The sequence below is a fragment of the Ruegeria sp. CDSA033 genome (assembly GCF_059612305.1).
The window spans coordinates 513111-528755 of sequence record NZ_JBXWQI010000001.1 but is presented as its reverse complement, the minus strand read 5'-3'; the positions used below and the strand labels follow the sequence as shown (position 1 = coordinate 528755).

The window sequence follows — 15645 nt, the reverse complement described above, 5'->3', positions numbered from 1 at the left end:
TTTACCGCTGACGTAAAGGAAAATGGCGCGGTTGACGGGGCTCGAACCCGCGACCCCCGGCGTGACAGGCCGGTACTCTAACCAACTGAGCTACAACCGCGCATCTATTTTCGTGATCCCTTAACCCGGATCCAGGCTGACAGCAGTGGCGCGGTTGACGGGGCTCGAACCCGCGACCCCCGGCGTGACAGGCCGGTACTCTAACCATCTGAGCTACAACCGCCCGCTGTCTGTTCATCGCTGAACGTTTGGGTGTATTATGGCTACGCCCCGACATCGTCAAGCGGCGTTTTGAAGTTTTTTCAAAGAACCTGATTTTTTCCGATTGAGCCACCTGCCCCCGAGGCCGGAAAACCAGCTTTTCATGGGCTGGATCGAATTCACTACCGGCCATCTTGCCAACCGATCCGAGTCGCTGTAACAGCAGCGCCTACGGGTGATTAGCTCAGTGGTAGAGCGCTTCGTTCACATCGAAGATGTCAGGAGTTCAAATCTCTTATCACCCACCATTCCCCTTCCACAGAATCAACGCCCTCTAAGGCCTTGAAATTACAATGCTTGCCAGCTTGCATTTCAGCTGCGTATCGTTCCTGCATCTGCCGTGTGATCAATCGGCGCTGAAGCACGGGGTTTCGCATGGCCAAATTGAAACGGGATATTGGCCTTGTCGGCCTGACCTTCATTTCGGTCGGTGGAATTATCGGTTCCGGCTGGTTGTTCGGTCCCCTCCTCGCAGTTCAACACGCAGGTCCTGCCGCTATCCTTTCGTGGATCATTGGCGCGGTGGCCATGTTCGTTCTTGCGATAACCTTCGCCGAGATTTCGGCCATGCTGCCCATTCCCGGAGGGATCGCCCGCGTCCCCCAGTTTTCGCACGGCAACATCGTTTCGATGGCAATGGGGTGGACGGCCTGGATTGGGTACAACACCACCGCCCCGATTGAGGTCGAGGCGATGCTAAAATACCTCGGGCCTTATGCTCCCTGGCTGCACACAGCCGATACGGGCGGTTTGACCGGCGCAGGTATCGCCGTGGCGTTGTTTTTCATGTTGTTGTTCGTTGTCATTAATGCGTTGGGGGTAAAATTCTTCACGCAAGTCAACGCGACGCTGACATGGGCCAAAATTGCCATTCCTATCGTGCTGTCGGTTCTGCTGATCGCAAGTCGATTTGACACCGGAAATTTCACCCAACCGGGTGGTTTTGCGCCGTACGGCTTGCAGGGCATAATGGCGGCCGTTTCAACCGGAGGCGTCATCTTTTCCTTTATCGGTTTCCGCCATGTGGTCGATATGGCCGGTGAGGTTCGAAACCCCAAAGTGGCCATTCCTGCGGCACTGGTGCTGTCCATCATTCTGTGTGCAGCCATTTACGTCGGATTACAGATCGCGTTTATCGGCGCACTTGACCCGGTGATGCTGAAGAACGGCTGGGCAAGCCTGAATTTTAGCGGTCAGGGGCCGTTGGACGGGGTCATCCTATCGGTTGGGATCGTCTGGTTCCTGAGCGTGTTGAACATAGGCTCGGTCATTGGCCCTTTTGGAAACGGTTTGGTGTCCACCGGCTCGAACGCGCGTATCGCGCTGGCGTTGTCACAGAACGGGTTCCTGCCAAAGCGTTTGCAAATACTGTCTTCTTTTGGGGTGCCCTTGTGGGCCTTGGCTCTGAACTTTGTGATCGGAATTCTGTTCCTTCTTACTGTCCCGTTCACCACCGTTATTGCCCTGAATGGTGCGGCCATAGTCGTATCTTTTGCCGTTGGGCCAATCGCCGTTGTGTGCTTGCGCCGCCTGATGCCGGACCACCCACGTTCCATTCGCATCCCCTTTGTCAAAGTGGTAGCCATCACGGCCTTTGCTGTCGCCACGCTCATCGTTTATTGGAGCGGATGGGACACCGTTTGGCGGCTTGGCATCGCGTTAATCGTAGGGTTTGTTCTTCTTCTGGCACGGTTCCATAATCGGCTGGACGAAATGGACGTGACCGAAGCCCTGTGGCTGGTTCCCTATTTCGGAGGGATCGGCCTGATCTCGTTCCTGGGACAGTTCGGGGAAGGTGCGCTAAAGCAAATCCCCTTTGGTTGGGATATTTTGCTGTGCGTCCTGTTTTCAATCGTCATTTTCGGTCTAGCGGTCCGATCCTCGCTGTCCGCCAAAAAGTTTCAGACTTACATCGCCGAGGAAGAGGTTCTGGACCCGAAGAAACCTGTTATCGGCTTCTGAAAAGGAAAAAGGCGGGGAAAACCCGCCTTTTCTTTGTCTATTGCCTATCGCTTAGTGCGTCGTGGCAGACGGGCTTGCGCTTTCAGTGGCCTTCGCGGCGGCTGCGGCAGCCTCTTCGGCGGCCTCATCCCACTCAATCGCTTCCGGCTCACGCACAAGTGCCTGTTTGAGGACCTCGGACACGTGCTCGACCGGAATGATCTTCAGGCCTTCTTTCACGTTGTCCGGGATCTCGGCCAGGTCCTTTTCGTTCTCTTCCGGGATCAACACCGTCTTGATGCCACCGCGCAGAGCCGCCAGCAGTTTCTCTTTCAAACCACCAATCGGCATCGCGTTGCCACGCAACGAAACCTCACCCGTCATCGCGATGTCCTTGCGAACCGGAATACCGGTCAGCACGGATACGATCGAGGTCACCATGGCCAGACCAGCCGAAGGCCCGTCTTTCGGGGTCGCACCATCCGGCACGTGCACGTGGATGTCTATCTTGTCGAACTTGGGCGGTTTCACCCCGATCTGCGGCGAAATTGACCGCACATAAGACGACGCCGCGTCAATGGATTCCTTCATCACATCGCCCAGCTTGCCAGTGGTCTTCATCCGACCCTTGCCCGGCAGTTTCAGCGCCTCGATATGCAACAGATCACCACCGACCGATGTCCACGCCAGACCGGTGACAACACCAACCTGATCGTCCTGCTCGGCCAGACCATATCGGAACTTGGGCACACCCAGGAACTCATCCAGATTGTCTCGCGTCACGGTGACCGATTCAGCCTCTTTCTTGATGATCTTTGTCAGCGACTTCCGTGCCACCTTGGCGATTTCACGTTCTAGGTTCCGGACGCCAGCTTCCCGCGTGTACGTGCGGATGATCGAATGCAGCGCGTCATCGGTCAGTTCGAACTCTTTGGCCTTCAGGCCGTGGTTCTTCACCTGCTTGCTGATCAGATGCTGCTTGGCGATCTCGCTTTTTTCGTCCTCGGTGTAACCGGCCAACGGAATGATCTCCATCCGGTCCAGCAAAGGCCCTGGCATGTTGTAGCTGTTGGACGTGGTCAGGAACATCACGTTCGACAGGTCGTATTCGACCTCAAGATAGTGGTCCATGAACGTGCTGTTCTGTTCCGGGTCCAACACCTCTAGCATCGCCGAAGCCGGGTCACCACGGAAGTCCTGTCCCATCTTGTCGATCTCGTCGAGCAGGATGAGCGGGTTTGTGGTCTTCGCTTTTTTCAGCGCCTGGATGATCTTGCCGGGCATCGAACCGATATAGGTCCGACGGTGGCCACGGATCTCGGACTCGTCACGCACACCGCCCAGCGAGATGCGGATAAACTCGCGTCCCGTGGCCCGTGCAACCGACTTACCAAGCGAGGTTTTACCCACACCCGGAGGGCCGACAAGGCACATGATCGGGCCCTTCAGCTTTTTCGAACGCTGCTGAACAGCCAGATATTCGACGATCCGCTCCTTGACCTTCTCAAGGCCATAGTGATCGGCATCCAGAATGTCCTGCGCGCGGCCCAGATCCTTTTTCACGCGGGATTTCGTGCCCCACGGCAAGGCCAGAATCCAGTCCAGATAGTTGCGTACGACGGTGGCCTCAGCCGACATCGGGCTCATGTTACGCAGCTTTTTCAGCTCGCCTTCGGCCTTTTCTCGGGCCTCTTTCGACAGCTTTGTCTCTTCGATCTTGGCTTCCAGCTCGGCAACTTCGTTGCTGCCATCCTCGCCATCGCCAAGTTCCTTCTGAATGGCTTTCATCTGCTCATTCAGATAGTACTCGCGCTGCGTCTTCTCCATCTGGGTTTTAACGCGGGTCTTGATCTTTTTCTCGACCTGCAGAACCGACATTTCGCCCTGCATCAGGCCATAAACCTTCTCAAGCCGCTCACTGACGCTGAGGGTTTCCAGCAGGTCTTGCTTTTGTTCGACTTCAATCCCCAAATGACCCGACACAAGGTCAGCCAGCTTTGCCGGTTCGGTGGATTCCCCAACCGCGGTCAATGCTTCTTCGGGGATGTTCTTGCGCACTTTCGCGTAACGCTCGAATTCATCCGTAACCGTGCGCAGCAACGCTTCGGTCGTGGTTACGTCCCCCGGAATCTCGGTCAGATACTCGGCGCGAGCCTCAAAGAACTCTTCGTTTTCCAGGAATTCCGTGATCATCACGCGGGCTTGGCCCTCGACCAGCACCTTCACGGTGCCGTCCGGCAATTTCAGCAATTGCAGTACATTGGCCAGCACACCAGACCGGTAGATGCCGTCCTCGGTTGGGTCATCGTCGCTCGGGTCGATCTGGCTGGACAACAGAATCTGCTTGTCGTCCTGCATCACTTCTTCCAGCGCCCGGACGGATTTTTCCCGACCAACGAACAGCGGCACGATCATATGCGGGAAAACCACGATATCGCGCAGCGGCAGCACTGGGTATGATGAGTTCAGGGGCTCTTGCATGCTCTATCCTTATCATTGGCAAGACGGCTCTGGTCCCTCATCGAGGCAACGCCCGGCCGTCTCCTGTCTTGGACGATAAAGGTGGGGCAGTTAACGCCCTTTTTCAACCTTACCGCCATCTCTCATGGTGAGAATGACCTGAGGTGTTCGGGACTGCAAGGCACCTGATGGACTATTCGGTGATTTTGATCACCAAAACGCCAAGCGCCTATCAAACAGGCTCAATATCGCCTTGCGCGCGCTGCGCATGGAACTCGACCTGCCACGCATCGAATGTTCCGGCAGCGATGGCGTCACGCATCCCCTGCATGATCTCTTGGAAATAATGCAGGTTGTGCCAGGTCAGCAGCATGCCAGAAATCATTTCATTCGAACGGAACACGTGGTGCAGATAAGCGCGGGAGTAGTTTGTACAGGCAGGACACGTGCAGTGTTCATCCAACGGGCGCGGATCATCTGAATGGCGGGCATTCTTGATGTTCACCACGCCGTAGCGCGTGAATACCTGCCCTGTGCGCCCCGAACGGGACGGCAACACGCAATCCATCATGTCAATGCCACGCGCAACAGCGCCAACGATATCATCCGGTTTTCCAACGCCCATCAGATAACGAGGTTTGTCGACCGGCAGCATATCCGGCGCAAAGTCCAGCACGTCGAACATCGCTTCCTGGCCTTCACCCACGGCAAGACCACCGACGGCGTAACCTTCGAAACCGATCTCTTTCAGCGCCTCGGCCGATTCCTTGCGGAAATCCTGCTCAAGTCCGCCCTGCTGAATGCCAAACAAAGCATGACCCGGGCGATCCCCGAAAGCATCACGCGACCGCTCGGCCCACCGCATCGACAGGCGCATCGATTCGGCAATGCGATCCCGGTCAGCGGGCAACGCTGGGCATTCGTCGAAACACATAACGATGTCGGACCCCAACAGGCGCTGAATCTCCATCGACCGTTCAGGCGTCAATTCGTGGCGCGAGCCATCGATATGCGATTTGAAGGTCACGCCTTTTTCGGTCAGCTTGCGCAACCCGGCCAGCGACATGACTTGGAACCCACCGGAATCCGTCAGGATCGGCCGTTCCCAATTCATGAACTTGTGCAACCCGCCCAGACGGTCGATCCGTTCAGCGGTCGGGCGCAGCATCAGGTGATAGGTGTTGCCCAGCAGGATGTCCGCCCCTGTGGCGCGTACGCTTTCCGGCATCATCGCTTTGACCGTTGCCGCGGTGCCAACCGGCATAAAGGCCGGCGTGCGAACTTCCCCGCGCGGAGTATTGATTACTCCAGTACGGGCTTTGCCGTCCGTGGCCTTCAGGTCAAAAGAGAAACGGTCTGTCATGTGAATGCCTCAGGGTCGCTGAACCGGGCAGCAATTGCCCGATCTTCGCTGGTATTGCAAGCCGTCAGGGCAATGACGCAACGCGGTCAGTGAACAGGTTGACAACCCCTGCCCCGTCCACATCCCGGCATACGCGCACCGTTGGTCTGTTGGCCTCCGGTCGGGTTGCCCCGATTTGCGGACCATCTACCTCAACCTGAAGCCCCGTTTCGACTATCTCGAACATGGGTTCGTGGGTACAGGCAATCACAGCCGTCGAGTCGTGCAGGCCGCACCCTTCCAATCCGCCGATATCCTTGTAGAACTTCAGATAAAATTTCGAGATGTCGCGCAGGAAACCGCCCATGTCAGCGGAACGCGCCGCCAAAGCATCAAAATCCGCGGTCTCGTACAGAGTTTTCAGAGTGACATCCAAGCCGACCAGAACGGTATCTGGCGGAGACGCGAACACTGCATCCGCAGCCTGCGCATCGTGATAGATGTTGGCCTCAGCATGCTCTGTGATGTTCCCGGGGCAAAACACGGCACCGCCCATGATCACCAGTCGCTTGATGTTGCCTGCAAACTCTGGGTCCAACCGCATGGCATCGGCGACATTGGTCAACGGACCAATGGCGCAGACGACCAGCTCACCCTTGTGTTCCCGCGCCTGCTCGACAAGGAATTCGGCCGCCGTCAGAGAGTGATTTTCCCCAATCTGCGGGATGTCGGTCAAATCACCGAATCCTTCGGGGCCGTGCACATGTTCCGAAGGATCGTAGTTGGTCGCGCCTACTGGAAGCGGCGCTCCCTCGGCCACTGGCGCGTCCAACCCCAGTTTATGCAGCAAGAACCGCGCGTTGCGGCTGGATTGGTGCACATGCGTGTTGCCGAAAACCGTGGTCAGGCCGATCAGGTCTATTTCTGGTGCAGCGGCGGCATAGGCAATGGCCATCGCATCGTCGATGCCCGGATCTGTATCAATTATCAGTTTCATCCCCGCCCGATAGCGCAATCACAACCGGATGCAAAGCAGCCACATTCAAAATATTCCACGCTACATTGTGGTTTTCAGAGATTTGCATCTATCCCCATTCCCGCCATACCAGAGTTGAAAATGGGCGAGTCAATCCCCAAGTGTATACCATAGTACACAATAATACAGAGGACAGATATGACCGAAGAACAGATCATTGGGTTGCTAACATCGAACATGATTTACCTGCTTGCGGCAGTTCTGATTGTCGTCGTTATTTTCAAAGGCATCAAAATTGTGCCTCAGTCCGAAAAATACGTGGTTGAACGCTTTGGCCGCCTGCACTCGGTGCTTGGCCCCGGAATCAACTTTATCGTTCCTTTTCTTGATGTTGCGCGTCACAAGATATCCATTCTTGAACGCCAGCTACCGAATGCGACGCAAGATGCAATCACCAAGGACAACGTTCTGGTTCAGATCGATACTTCGGTGTTTTACCGTATTCTTGAACCGGAAAAGACCGTGTACCGTATCCGTGACGTCGACGGAGCGATTGCGACAACCGTTGCAGGTATCGTCCGTGCCGAAATCGGTAAAATGGATCTGGATGAGGTGCAGTCCAACCGCGCGCAACTGATTGAACGCATTCAGGAAAGCGTCGAAACTGCCGTTGACGACTGGGGGATCGAAGTCACCCGCGCCGAGATTCTGGACGTAAACCTGGATCAGGCCACACGGGATGCGATGCTACAACAGTTGAACGCGGAACGTGCCCGCCGAGCGCAGGTGACCGAGGCCGAAGGTCAGAAACGTTCGGTCGAATTGAATGCGGACGCGGAACTTTATGCGGCCGAGCAGACCGCAAAAGCCCGCCGTATCCAGGCCGAGGCCGAAGCTTATGCAACCGGCGTGGTCGCCAAGGCCATTCAGGACAATGGTATCGAGGCTGCCCAGTATCAGGTTGCGTTGAAGCAGGTCGAATCCCTGAACGCGCTGGGTAACGGCACTGGGTCGCAGACCATCGTGGTTCCCGCCAATGCGCTTGAGGCCTTTGGCGATGCCTTCAAGATGTTGAAAGGAGGAAAGTAATGGCTGATCCCTTCTGGCTGACATGGTGGCTCTGGCTGGCCGGAGCGCTAGCTCTGGGCATACTTGAGATCGTCTTGCCGGGGTTCATCTTTCTTGGCTTTGCGATTGGAGCGGCGGTCACAGGGCTTTTGCTTGTGATCCCCGGTTTTGCCCCGAGCCTGGCGGTCTTGCTTTTGATCTTTGCGGGTCTTTCGCTTGTGGCCTGGCTGATCCTGCGGCGCATGTTCGCCCTGCCCCATGGCCAGGTGAAAACCTTCCGCCACGATATCAACGATTGATCCAAATCGACGCAGCGTCCCGGGGGCCACACGGCACCACTGGACGCTGCCCCAGCCTTTCCCTATATAATTTCTCAGGTAACAGCCCCGAGGCACGAATGACCCATCCAAGTGAACAGTTCGAAGGTACGCCGCTGATCGCGCCTTCGACCATCGATCATCCACTCTACGATTCCGTGGTCGAGGCTTGCAGATCCGTCTTCGATCCCGAGATTCCGGTGAATATCTACGATCTGGGTCTGATCTATACGATCGATATTACCAAGGAAAACGCGGTGAAGGTCATCATGACACTGACCGCGCCCGGATGCCCAGTCGCCGGTGAAATGCCAGGCTGGATTGTCGAGGCAATCGAACCGGTCGCTGGCGTCAAAGAGGTTGACGTCGAGCTGACATGGGAGCCCCCCTGGGGCATGGAGATGATGTCAGACGAAGCACGTCTTGAACTGGGATTCATGTAGAATTTCGCTTAGCTTTACCGAGTAAAGCATTGAAAGATAACAAAAAGAGCTGTCCATGAACCGGGGCAGCCCTTTTTGCATCAAGGGGCCCGAGCAGCCTATTCCACGCCGCAGGTCGATTTTATCTCGGCCGCGCGTTGATCCAGCTCTTTGACGTAATCGCCATTCAACATGCTGAGTCTTTTTTGCTCGGTTCCCGTGACCAGTCCCAGCAATGCACCGGCAGGAGTGATCGCAATGATACTTTCTGCCTGCTGGTCTTCTGCGTGCTTCTTTTCTGCGGCGATGGCCCGAAGATCCCCCTCGGCAGTTGCGCAATTCACTGGATGTCGTGCGCCATCCGTAGTTGCATGTGCCAAGCCCGCGGTCAGAAAGACTGTAACAACAGCTTGCATCGTAATAATTTTTCTGCGGAAATGCCTGATCTTCACCATCTTCCTTCGCCCTTCGCTCAAATATCTTGTTACAACCGTCAGGCTAAGGCGAAGACCGGGAGTGACGCAAGTTTGCTGTGGTAGTTGGTCGTTTGGCGACGTCACCGCCGGTAAAACTTAGGTCAGCAGGTCTGCTATGTCTTGAGCCTGACGCCTCTCGGCCCTAGATTAGGGATAACGTAGCGCAACGGAGACCATCATGTTTGGCATTCCCGGCAAACAGGCCGTGACAATGACGACCAAAGCGGCCGAGCAGATCGCACGCCTGATGGCGTCCGGCGGTCATGCAGGGTTGCGCATTGGCGTCAAGAAAGGCGGCTGCGCTGGCATGGAATACACCATGGACTACGTGGATGAAGCCGATACCAATGACGAAGTGGTCGAACAGGACGGTGCCCGCATCATGATCGCGCCAATGGCGCAGATGTTCTTGTTCGGAACTGAAATCGACTATGAGGTCTCGCTTCTGGAAGCCGGGTTCAAGTTCCGCAACCCGAATGTCGTGGACGCTTGCGGTTGCGGCGAATCCATCAAATTTGACGAGACGCTTTCCACACAAAACTAAGTCGCCTGCAGGTGCAGATAGGTTTCGTTGTAGCGCCGGGTAAGATGGTCACCTGCGCTGATCGTTTTGCCTGAGCTTGGCGGAGCAACATTGGTGTCGTAGGACGGGTTAAAGAAAAGCGGGACCGAAATGCGTTCCTGCGTCCCGCCTATGACGCGATGCTCGGTGGCTTTGACTTTTCCGGCGGTCCAGAATTCCAGCATCTCTCCAAAGTTGATGATGAATGTACCAGGCGCCGCAGAGACAGGTTGCCAGCTGTTATCCGGCATGCGGACCTCAAGCCCTGAGACCCCGTCCGTGGCCAGCAATGTCAGGCAACCGTAGTCTGTATGCGCCCCGATGCCAAAATCCCGATCACCTGCCCATACCGGGCGTTCTGGATAGTAGTTCCCGCGCAATAGGGCCATTGGCGTGTCAAAGGCACGGTCAAAGCTGAGTTCATCCCGGCCCAAAGCGACCGCAATGGCCCGAAGAACGCGCATCGCCACATTGCAAGCGTCACTGTAGTAAGATCTGATAATATGCTGGAAATCCACGGGATTATTCGGCCACAGGTTCGGAGCATACACACTGAGCCCTTTTCCGGCATAAGAATTGCCCGCAGGCAATTCGTAACCACAGTCGAACACTTCCTTGAAATCCGGATTGGCCTTTGGGTCGACCTGTTCTGATCGCGGCGCGCCCCACCCTCGGTTTGAACCCGTCATCGCCATATCAACGGTTTTTTTCTGGACGTCCGGCAAATGGAAGAAGTCGCGATACGCCTCGATCACGTTTCGGACTTGATCGGCGTTCAACCCGGTGTTCGACACCGTTAAAAACCCAACTTCACCAATGGCATGCAGCAGCATTGCCATCTCTGAAGCCTCGCGTTCATCCAGTTTTCTCAGATCCAGATCGTCGATCATGCCGCCCTCCACAATAACGCGGAACCTGCCGTTGTGGTCGGACCTTTGCAACCGGAATTGTCAGGCTCGGCTGGTGGTGCTATCCGATGAGCAAACAACAACTTATTTGGGGGTACGCGTTATGCGGCGCAAGCTGGCAGCTGGAAACTGGAAAATGAACGGAACTGCGGCTGATTTGCCCGAGCTTCAGTCGCTGGCTACATCGTTTCCTGATGCATCGGTGGACGTCCTGATTTGCCCACCGGCAACCCTACTGCATCGCGCGGCAGAGGCGGTGAAAGACACCGGAATTGATGTCGGCGGTCAGGATTGCCATGCAGCCGAATCCGGCGCACATACTGGCGATGTCAGCGCCCTGATGCTGATTGATGCAGGGGCAAGCGCCGTCATTCTTGGGCATTCAGAGCGGCGCGAAGATCACGGAGAGCAGAATGAGGATGTCCGCGCCAAAGCACGTTCCGCGATGGACGCGGGCCTGAAAGCCATCATTTGCGTCGGCGAAAGCCTGGAACAGCGCGAGGCCGCGAACACGCTGGACATAATCGGCGGACAGTTGTCCGGTTCGATCCCAGACCAGTCAACCGGCGAAAACCTGATCGTCGCTTATGAGCCAATCTGGGCTATTGGCACCGGCAAGGTTCCCACCCTGGACGAGATCGGAGAAGTGCACGACTTCATCCGCGCCCGGCTGGAGCGTCGATTTGGCGAAGGTGTCGGCCGCTCGGTCCGTTTGCTCTATGGTGGTTCGGTCAAACCGGGAAATGCAGCCGAAATCTTTGCAGTCTCTAATGTGGACGGGGCTTTGGTGGGCGGCGCAAGCCTGAAGGCCCAGGACTTTTCCGGCATTATCGACGCCCTGCAAAAGGCCTGAGGTCAGGCTAGTTTCATTGTCACCAGCCCCGCCACAATTAGGGCCGCCGCGATCAGGCGGGGCGCAGTCAGCGCCTCACCCAGAAACATTACGCCGACCATAAAGGCCCCGACTGCACCGATGCCGGTCCAGATCGTATAGGCCGTGCCCAAAGGCAGATCGCGCATCGCTAGGGCAAGCAATCCGAACGATCCGATCATCGACACGCCCATCAGGGCCGTAGGCCATAGGCGCGTGAAACCGGCGGATTGCTTCATGGCGACGGCCCAGACAATTTCCAGCAGGCCAGCGAATAGCAAAAAAATCCAGGGCATAGAGACACCTCACATCTATTCGGGTCGTCCCGAATGATCAGCCAAATCGGCGAGGTCGTCCTCGGTTGAAAGATATACCCACTGAACCGGGGTTCAAGAGGTTGGATTCTTAATTGAGCAACTAGGGACACCCGGGCGGGCAAACGATCGTCGCCTGATTGACGAGATGAAACTCTAAATGCGGCAATTCAACCGGTGATACGAAACTGATGGGTTCGCGTTTAGGTTGGTATCCAATGGGTTACAGATTATCTGGATCGATTCCGCACGCAAAAAATGGCCGGATCTGACGACAGACCCGGCCCTCTGTTCTGTCAAAGAAACCGCTAGTTCGTAATGATCTCAGGCCCCATGAACGTGTTGGGCAGGAAGGTCGATATCCACGGTATGTACGTCACCATGATCAGGAAGACGAACAGGACAGCCAGGAACGGCAGCGCCGCCTTCACTACGCTCATCATCGGCATACCGGCCACGCCCGAGGTCACGAATAGGTTCAACCCAACCGGAGGCGTAATCATCCCAATCTCCATGTTCACCACCATGATGATGCCCAGATGGATTGGGTCGATGCCCAACTCGATCGCGATCGGGAACACCAGAGGTGCCACGATGACCAGCAGTCCCGAAGGTTCCATGAATTGACCACCTATCAGCAGGATCACGTTGACCACAATCAGGAAGGTAACCGGCCCCAGACCCGCCGACAGCATTGCACTAGCGATGTGCTGAGGCACCTGTTCATCGGTCAGCACGTGCTTGAGGATCAGCGCGTTGGCGATGACGAACAGCAACGTCACCGTCAACTTACCGGCCTCAAACAGCGTGTGCTTGGTGTCAGGGTGAAAGAACGCCGTGACCAAAGCATAGGGCTTTTTCAACAGCGGAATGTTCTGCCCATCCCCATTGGTGCTAAGCGGACCCATGTCCTTGTAGACAAAGCTGGCAATAAAGAAGGCGTAGACGGCAGCGACAGCAGCAGCTTCGGTCGGTGTGAAGATACCGCCATAAATACCACCCAGAATGATGACGATCAGGAACAGACCCCAACCGGCTTCGCGGGCCGAGATAAAGATCTCGCCCCAACCTTTCCATTCACCCTTGGGCAGGTTCTTGACTTTGGCCATCACATAGATCGTAACCATCAGCATCAGACCCGCCATCAGGCCCGGAATGACGCCCGCAAGGAACATCCGCCCGACCGAGACCTCAACGGCGGCGGCATATACCACCATGACAATGGATGGCGGGATCAGGATTCCCAGCGTACCCGCGTTACAGATCACACCCGCAGCGAATTCCTTAGAATAGCCAACCTGCCGCATACCGGCGATGACGATAGAACCGATAGCCACAACAGTCGCCGGAGACGATCCCGACAGCGCGGCAAACAGCATACAGGCAAAAACACCCGCAATCGCCAGACCGCCCGGCAAGTGCCCGACACAGGCGATGGAAAAGCGGATGATCCGACGCGCCACTCCACCAGTCGTCATAAAGGACGACGCAAGAATGAAGAACGGGATCGCCAACAGTGTAAAGTGGCCTTCAAAGGCTTCGAACAGGGTTCCCGCGACCGAAGCCAACGAACTGTCGGAATAAATCAGCAGAAACAGGGTCGAGCTAAGACCCAGGGCCACCGCAATCGGCACACCGATCAGCAACAGGCCGATGACCATAGAGAATAGAAGTACGACGTCCATTAGTCATGCTCTCCTTGCTGAGCCCGGACTTCTTCGATCTCGTCCTCGACTTCGTGGCTGGCAACAAGACGGTCGGTCTCACCCCGCCAGATTTGTACTGCGACCTGAGCAAAGCGGATCACTAGAAGCAGCATCGACACCGGCAACACCAGATACGGCACCACCTTGGGCAATTTTTCATACCCCTCGCCGTAGTTGATCAGATCCTCGAGGAAGCGCAGTGGCGCGACCATCGGTATATCGTCAACTTCGTAAAAACTCTGGCTGCGTGCGTCGAAATTGAACCCGGTCGGGAACCAGCGGCCCGATGTTGGCGGCAGGTCCGCAAACACGGCCCAGTAGTCATACGACCCTTTCAGAAGCAGAAGCGAGAACACCAGACAGCACGCCACCGATATCAGCGCCAGAATGCGGCGCGGCGCCGGGGCCAGCATGTTCAGGATTGCATCAACACCCAGATGCGCGTGTTTCTTGACCGCATAAGAAGCCCCCAGCAAAACCAGCCAGCCAAAGGTGAAAACCGTCAGCTCAAGCGCCCATAAGATATTGGAATTGAACACAAAGCGTGCGATCACGTTGGCGAAGGTTACGACCGTCATCACGCCCAACAGAGCGGCAATCATGGTCTCTTCGATATGGTCGACCAGCCCGCCTTGGCCGGGTTTCGAACCAGACATTTTTCTGTCCCCACATTATTGGTGATGAGAGTTAGGTGTGGCGGGCCAAATTACGGCCCGCCCGGCCTGCGTGTCCGCCACTCCCCAGTCTTTGGACACGCGGCCTCAACCGGGATCAGAATCCGGCGTTGATGGCCTGAGCGGCGTCGATCTTATCCTGACCTACGTCGTCGGAAAACTGGTCCCAAACGGGCTTCATCGCATCGACCCAGGCCTGACGCTGTTCGGGGTTCAGCTCGCGGATGACGCCGCCGGCATCAGTGATCGAAGCCTTGGCTGCTTCGTTCACCGAGAAGGCTTCCTTGTTCCGTGTCTCGGTCACTTCGCCCAGAATGGTCAGGAACTGATCGCGCACCTCGGGATCAAGGCTGTCCAACCAGTCAACCGATGTCACGACCAGATAGTCGATGATGCCATGGTTGGTCTCGGTGATACCGTCCTGCACTTCGAAGAACTTCTTGCCATAGATGTTCGACCAGGTGTTTTCTTGGCCATCCACAACGCCCTGCTGCAGCGCACCGTAAACTTCCGAGAACGCCATTTTCTGCGGGCTGCCGCCAATGGCTTCCATTTGGGCGACCAGAACGTCCGAGGATTGAACACGGAATTTCAGGCCTTCGGCATCCGACGGAGCCTCGAGCGGTTTGTTGGCCGACATCTGCTTCATGCCATTGTGCCAGAACGCGAGCCCCTGCAGGCCGCGGCGCTGCATGCTGTCCTTCATGGCCTGACCATCCGCCGAAGCCTGGAATGCATCCACGGCATCGATGTTCTTGAACATGAACGGCAGGTCAAACAGGCGGAACTGTTTGGTAAACTTCTCGAATTTCGACAGCGACGGCGCGGCCAACTGGACGTCGCCTTGCAGCATCGCCTCAAGCACCTTGTCGTCATTATAGAGCGTTGAGTTCGGATAGACCTCAATGCACATCACGCCATTCATCTCGTCATTGACGCGCTGCTCCAGCAGCGATGCCGCGATGCCCTTGGGGTGTTTGTCACTGTTCGTGACATGCGCGAACTTGACGACAATCTCGCCGTCATCACACGCGGCCATACCGGCGGTTGCTGTAACACTCAACGCCAGCGCAGTAGCGGCAGTTGTCAGGAATTTCATCTGTCTTTTCCTCCCAGACTTCCATGAAACCTTCAGTCAACGCCGGATCGGCGTCTCATGTGGCGCAGTGAAGCGAATCAAGGGACACCGCTCAACTTTTTGTTCGAAATTCGGAAAGTTCAAATATTTTTGTTTTACTTCATAGTTTTAGAAGGCACTTCCCCGCCATCAAAAGGCAGTGACACTACCCGTTGTGCGAAAATCCGCACATTTATTTCCCCGGCTGTGCGGATTTCCGCACGCACTTC

The 15645-nt window shown here is 56.1% G+C and carries 15 protein-coding genes and 3 tRNA genes; 7 read left to right on the top strand and 11 right to left on the bottom strand.

Features of this window, described 5'->3' with window-relative positions:
• Window positions 1–23: 23 nt before the first annotated feature.
• Window positions 24–100 (bottom strand) — tRNA-Asp (locus AC2FLA_RS02645).
• Between the two features lie 46 nt (window positions 101–146).
• Window positions 147–223: transfer RNA gene (locus AC2FLA_RS02640), tRNA-Asp, on the bottom strand.
• Window positions 224–434: 211 nt separating this feature from the next.
• Between AC2FLA_RS02640 and AC2FLA_RS02635 the strand changes: the two genes are divergently transcribed.
• Both AC2FLA_RS02635 and AC2FLA_RS02630 read left to right on the top strand, forming a co-directional pair.
• Window positions 435–509: transfer RNA gene (locus tag AC2FLA_RS02635), tRNA-Val, on the top strand.
• 127 nt (window positions 510–636) lie between these two features.
• The gene (locus tag AC2FLA_RS02630) at window positions 637–2223 is read left to right on the top strand and encodes an APC family permease (RefSeq protein ID WP_496720268.1); all 1587 of its coding nucleotides are present in this window, start codon (window positions 637–639) and stop codon (window positions 2221–2223) included.
• Between the two features lie 51 nt (window positions 2224–2274).
• On the opposite strand, the gene lon is transcribed toward AC2FLA_RS02630, so the two are convergent.
• From lon to AC2FLA_RS02615, 3 genes are all read right to left on the bottom strand, one after another.
• A complete protein-coding gene (lon, locus tag AC2FLA_RS02625) occupies window positions 2275–4683 on the bottom strand; it encodes an endopeptidase La (RefSeq protein WP_496720266.1) in 2409 nt (802 codons plus the stop codon).
• A gap of 211 nt (window positions 4684–4894) precedes the next feature.
• A complete protein-coding gene (gene tgt, locus AC2FLA_RS02620) occupies window positions 4895–6025 on the bottom strand; it encodes a tRNA guanosine(34) transglycosylase Tgt (protein WP_496720264.1) in 1131 nt (376 codons plus the stop codon).
• A gap of 64 nt (window positions 6026–6089) precedes the next feature.
• Window positions 6090–7001, bottom strand: a complete 912-nt coding sequence (locus AC2FLA_RS02615; protein WP_496720262.1) for a nucleoside hydrolase — start codon at window positions 6999–7001, stop codon at window positions 6090–6092.
• Between the two features lie 177 nt (window positions 7002–7178).
• Between AC2FLA_RS02615 and AC2FLA_RS02610 the strand changes: the two genes are divergently transcribed.
• From AC2FLA_RS02610 to AC2FLA_RS02600, 3 genes are all read left to right on the top strand, one after another.
• Window positions 7179–8069: an SPFH domain-containing protein gene (locus AC2FLA_RS02610; RefSeq protein ID WP_496720260.1), complete on the top strand. Its 891-nt coding sequence runs from the start codon at window positions 7179–7181 to the stop codon at window positions 8067–8069.
• Window positions 8069–8347 carry an NfeD family protein gene (locus AC2FLA_RS02605; protein WP_108858729.1) on the top strand — a complete coding sequence of 93 codons (279 nt, stop codon included), beginning with the start codon at window positions 8069–8071 and terminating at the stop codon, window positions 8345–8347. The genes AC2FLA_RS02610 and AC2FLA_RS02605 overlap by 1 nt, the downstream gene beginning before the upstream one ends.
• A 98-nt stretch (window positions 8348–8445) precedes the next feature.
• Window positions 8446–8808 (top strand): SUF system Fe-S cluster assembly protein, encoded by a 363-nt coding sequence (locus AC2FLA_RS02600; RefSeq protein ID WP_058271500.1) that lies wholly within the window; start codon window positions 8446–8448, stop codon window positions 8806–8808.
• A gap of 98 nt (window positions 8809–8906) precedes the next feature.
• On the opposite strand, the gene AC2FLA_RS02595 is transcribed toward AC2FLA_RS02600, so the two are convergent.
• The gene (locus AC2FLA_RS02595; RefSeq protein ID WP_282168392.1) at window positions 8907–9203 is read right to left on the bottom strand and encodes a hypothetical protein; all 297 of its coding nucleotides are present in this window, start codon (window positions 9201–9203) and stop codon (window positions 8907–8909) included.
• A 238-nt stretch (window positions 9204–9441) separates the two neighbouring features.
• Here AC2FLA_RS02595 and AC2FLA_RS02590 point away from each other — a divergent pair, with 238 nt between their 5' ends.
• Complete coding sequence (locus AC2FLA_RS02590; protein WP_058277823.1) at window positions 9442–9807, top strand: HesB/IscA family protein; 366 nt, start codon at window positions 9442–9444, stop codon at window positions 9805–9807.
• Here the strand turns inward: AC2FLA_RS02590 and AC2FLA_RS02585 are convergent.
• The gene (locus AC2FLA_RS02585) at window positions 9804–10715 is read right to left on the bottom strand and encodes an isopenicillin N synthase family dioxygenase (protein ID WP_496720258.1); all 912 of its coding nucleotides are present in this window, start codon (window positions 10713–10715) and stop codon (window positions 9804–9806) included. The genes AC2FLA_RS02590 and AC2FLA_RS02585 overlap by 4 nt on opposite strands.
• A 121-nt stretch (window positions 10716–10836) precedes the next feature.
• On the opposite strand from AC2FLA_RS02585, the gene tpiA reads away from it, so the two are divergent.
• The gene (gene tpiA / locus AC2FLA_RS02580; RefSeq protein WP_496720256.1) at window positions 10837–11586 is read left to right on the top strand and encodes a triose-phosphate isomerase; all 750 of its coding nucleotides are present in this window, start codon (window positions 10837–10839) and stop codon (window positions 11584–11586) included.
• Between the two features lie 2 nt (window positions 11587–11588).
• On the opposite strand, the gene AC2FLA_RS02575 is transcribed toward tpiA, so the two are convergent.
• The 4 genes from AC2FLA_RS02575 to AC2FLA_RS02560 form a co-directional block, all read right to left on the bottom strand.
• Window positions 11589–11900, bottom strand: a complete 312-nt coding sequence (locus AC2FLA_RS02575; protein ID WP_496720254.1) for a DMT family transporter — start codon at window positions 11898–11900, stop codon at window positions 11589–11591.
• A 326-nt stretch (window positions 11901–12226) separates the two neighbouring features.
• Window positions 12227–13603, bottom strand: a complete 1377-nt coding sequence (locus AC2FLA_RS02570) for a TRAP transporter large permease (RefSeq protein WP_058271494.1) — start codon at window positions 13601–13603, stop codon at window positions 12227–12229.
• Window positions 13603–14280 (bottom strand): TRAP transporter small permease, encoded by a 678-nt coding sequence (locus AC2FLA_RS02565; protein ID WP_058271493.1) that lies wholly within the window; start codon window positions 14278–14280, stop codon window positions 13603–13605. The genes AC2FLA_RS02570 and AC2FLA_RS02565 overlap by 1 nt, the downstream gene beginning before the upstream one ends.
• A gap of 115 nt (window positions 14281–14395) precedes the next feature.
• Window positions 14396–15397: a DctP family TRAP transporter solute-binding subunit gene (locus AC2FLA_RS02560; protein ID WP_496720252.1), complete on the bottom strand. Its 1002-nt coding sequence runs from the start codon at window positions 15395–15397 to the stop codon at window positions 14396–14398.
• Between the last annotated feature and the right edge of the window lie 248 nt (window positions 15398–15645).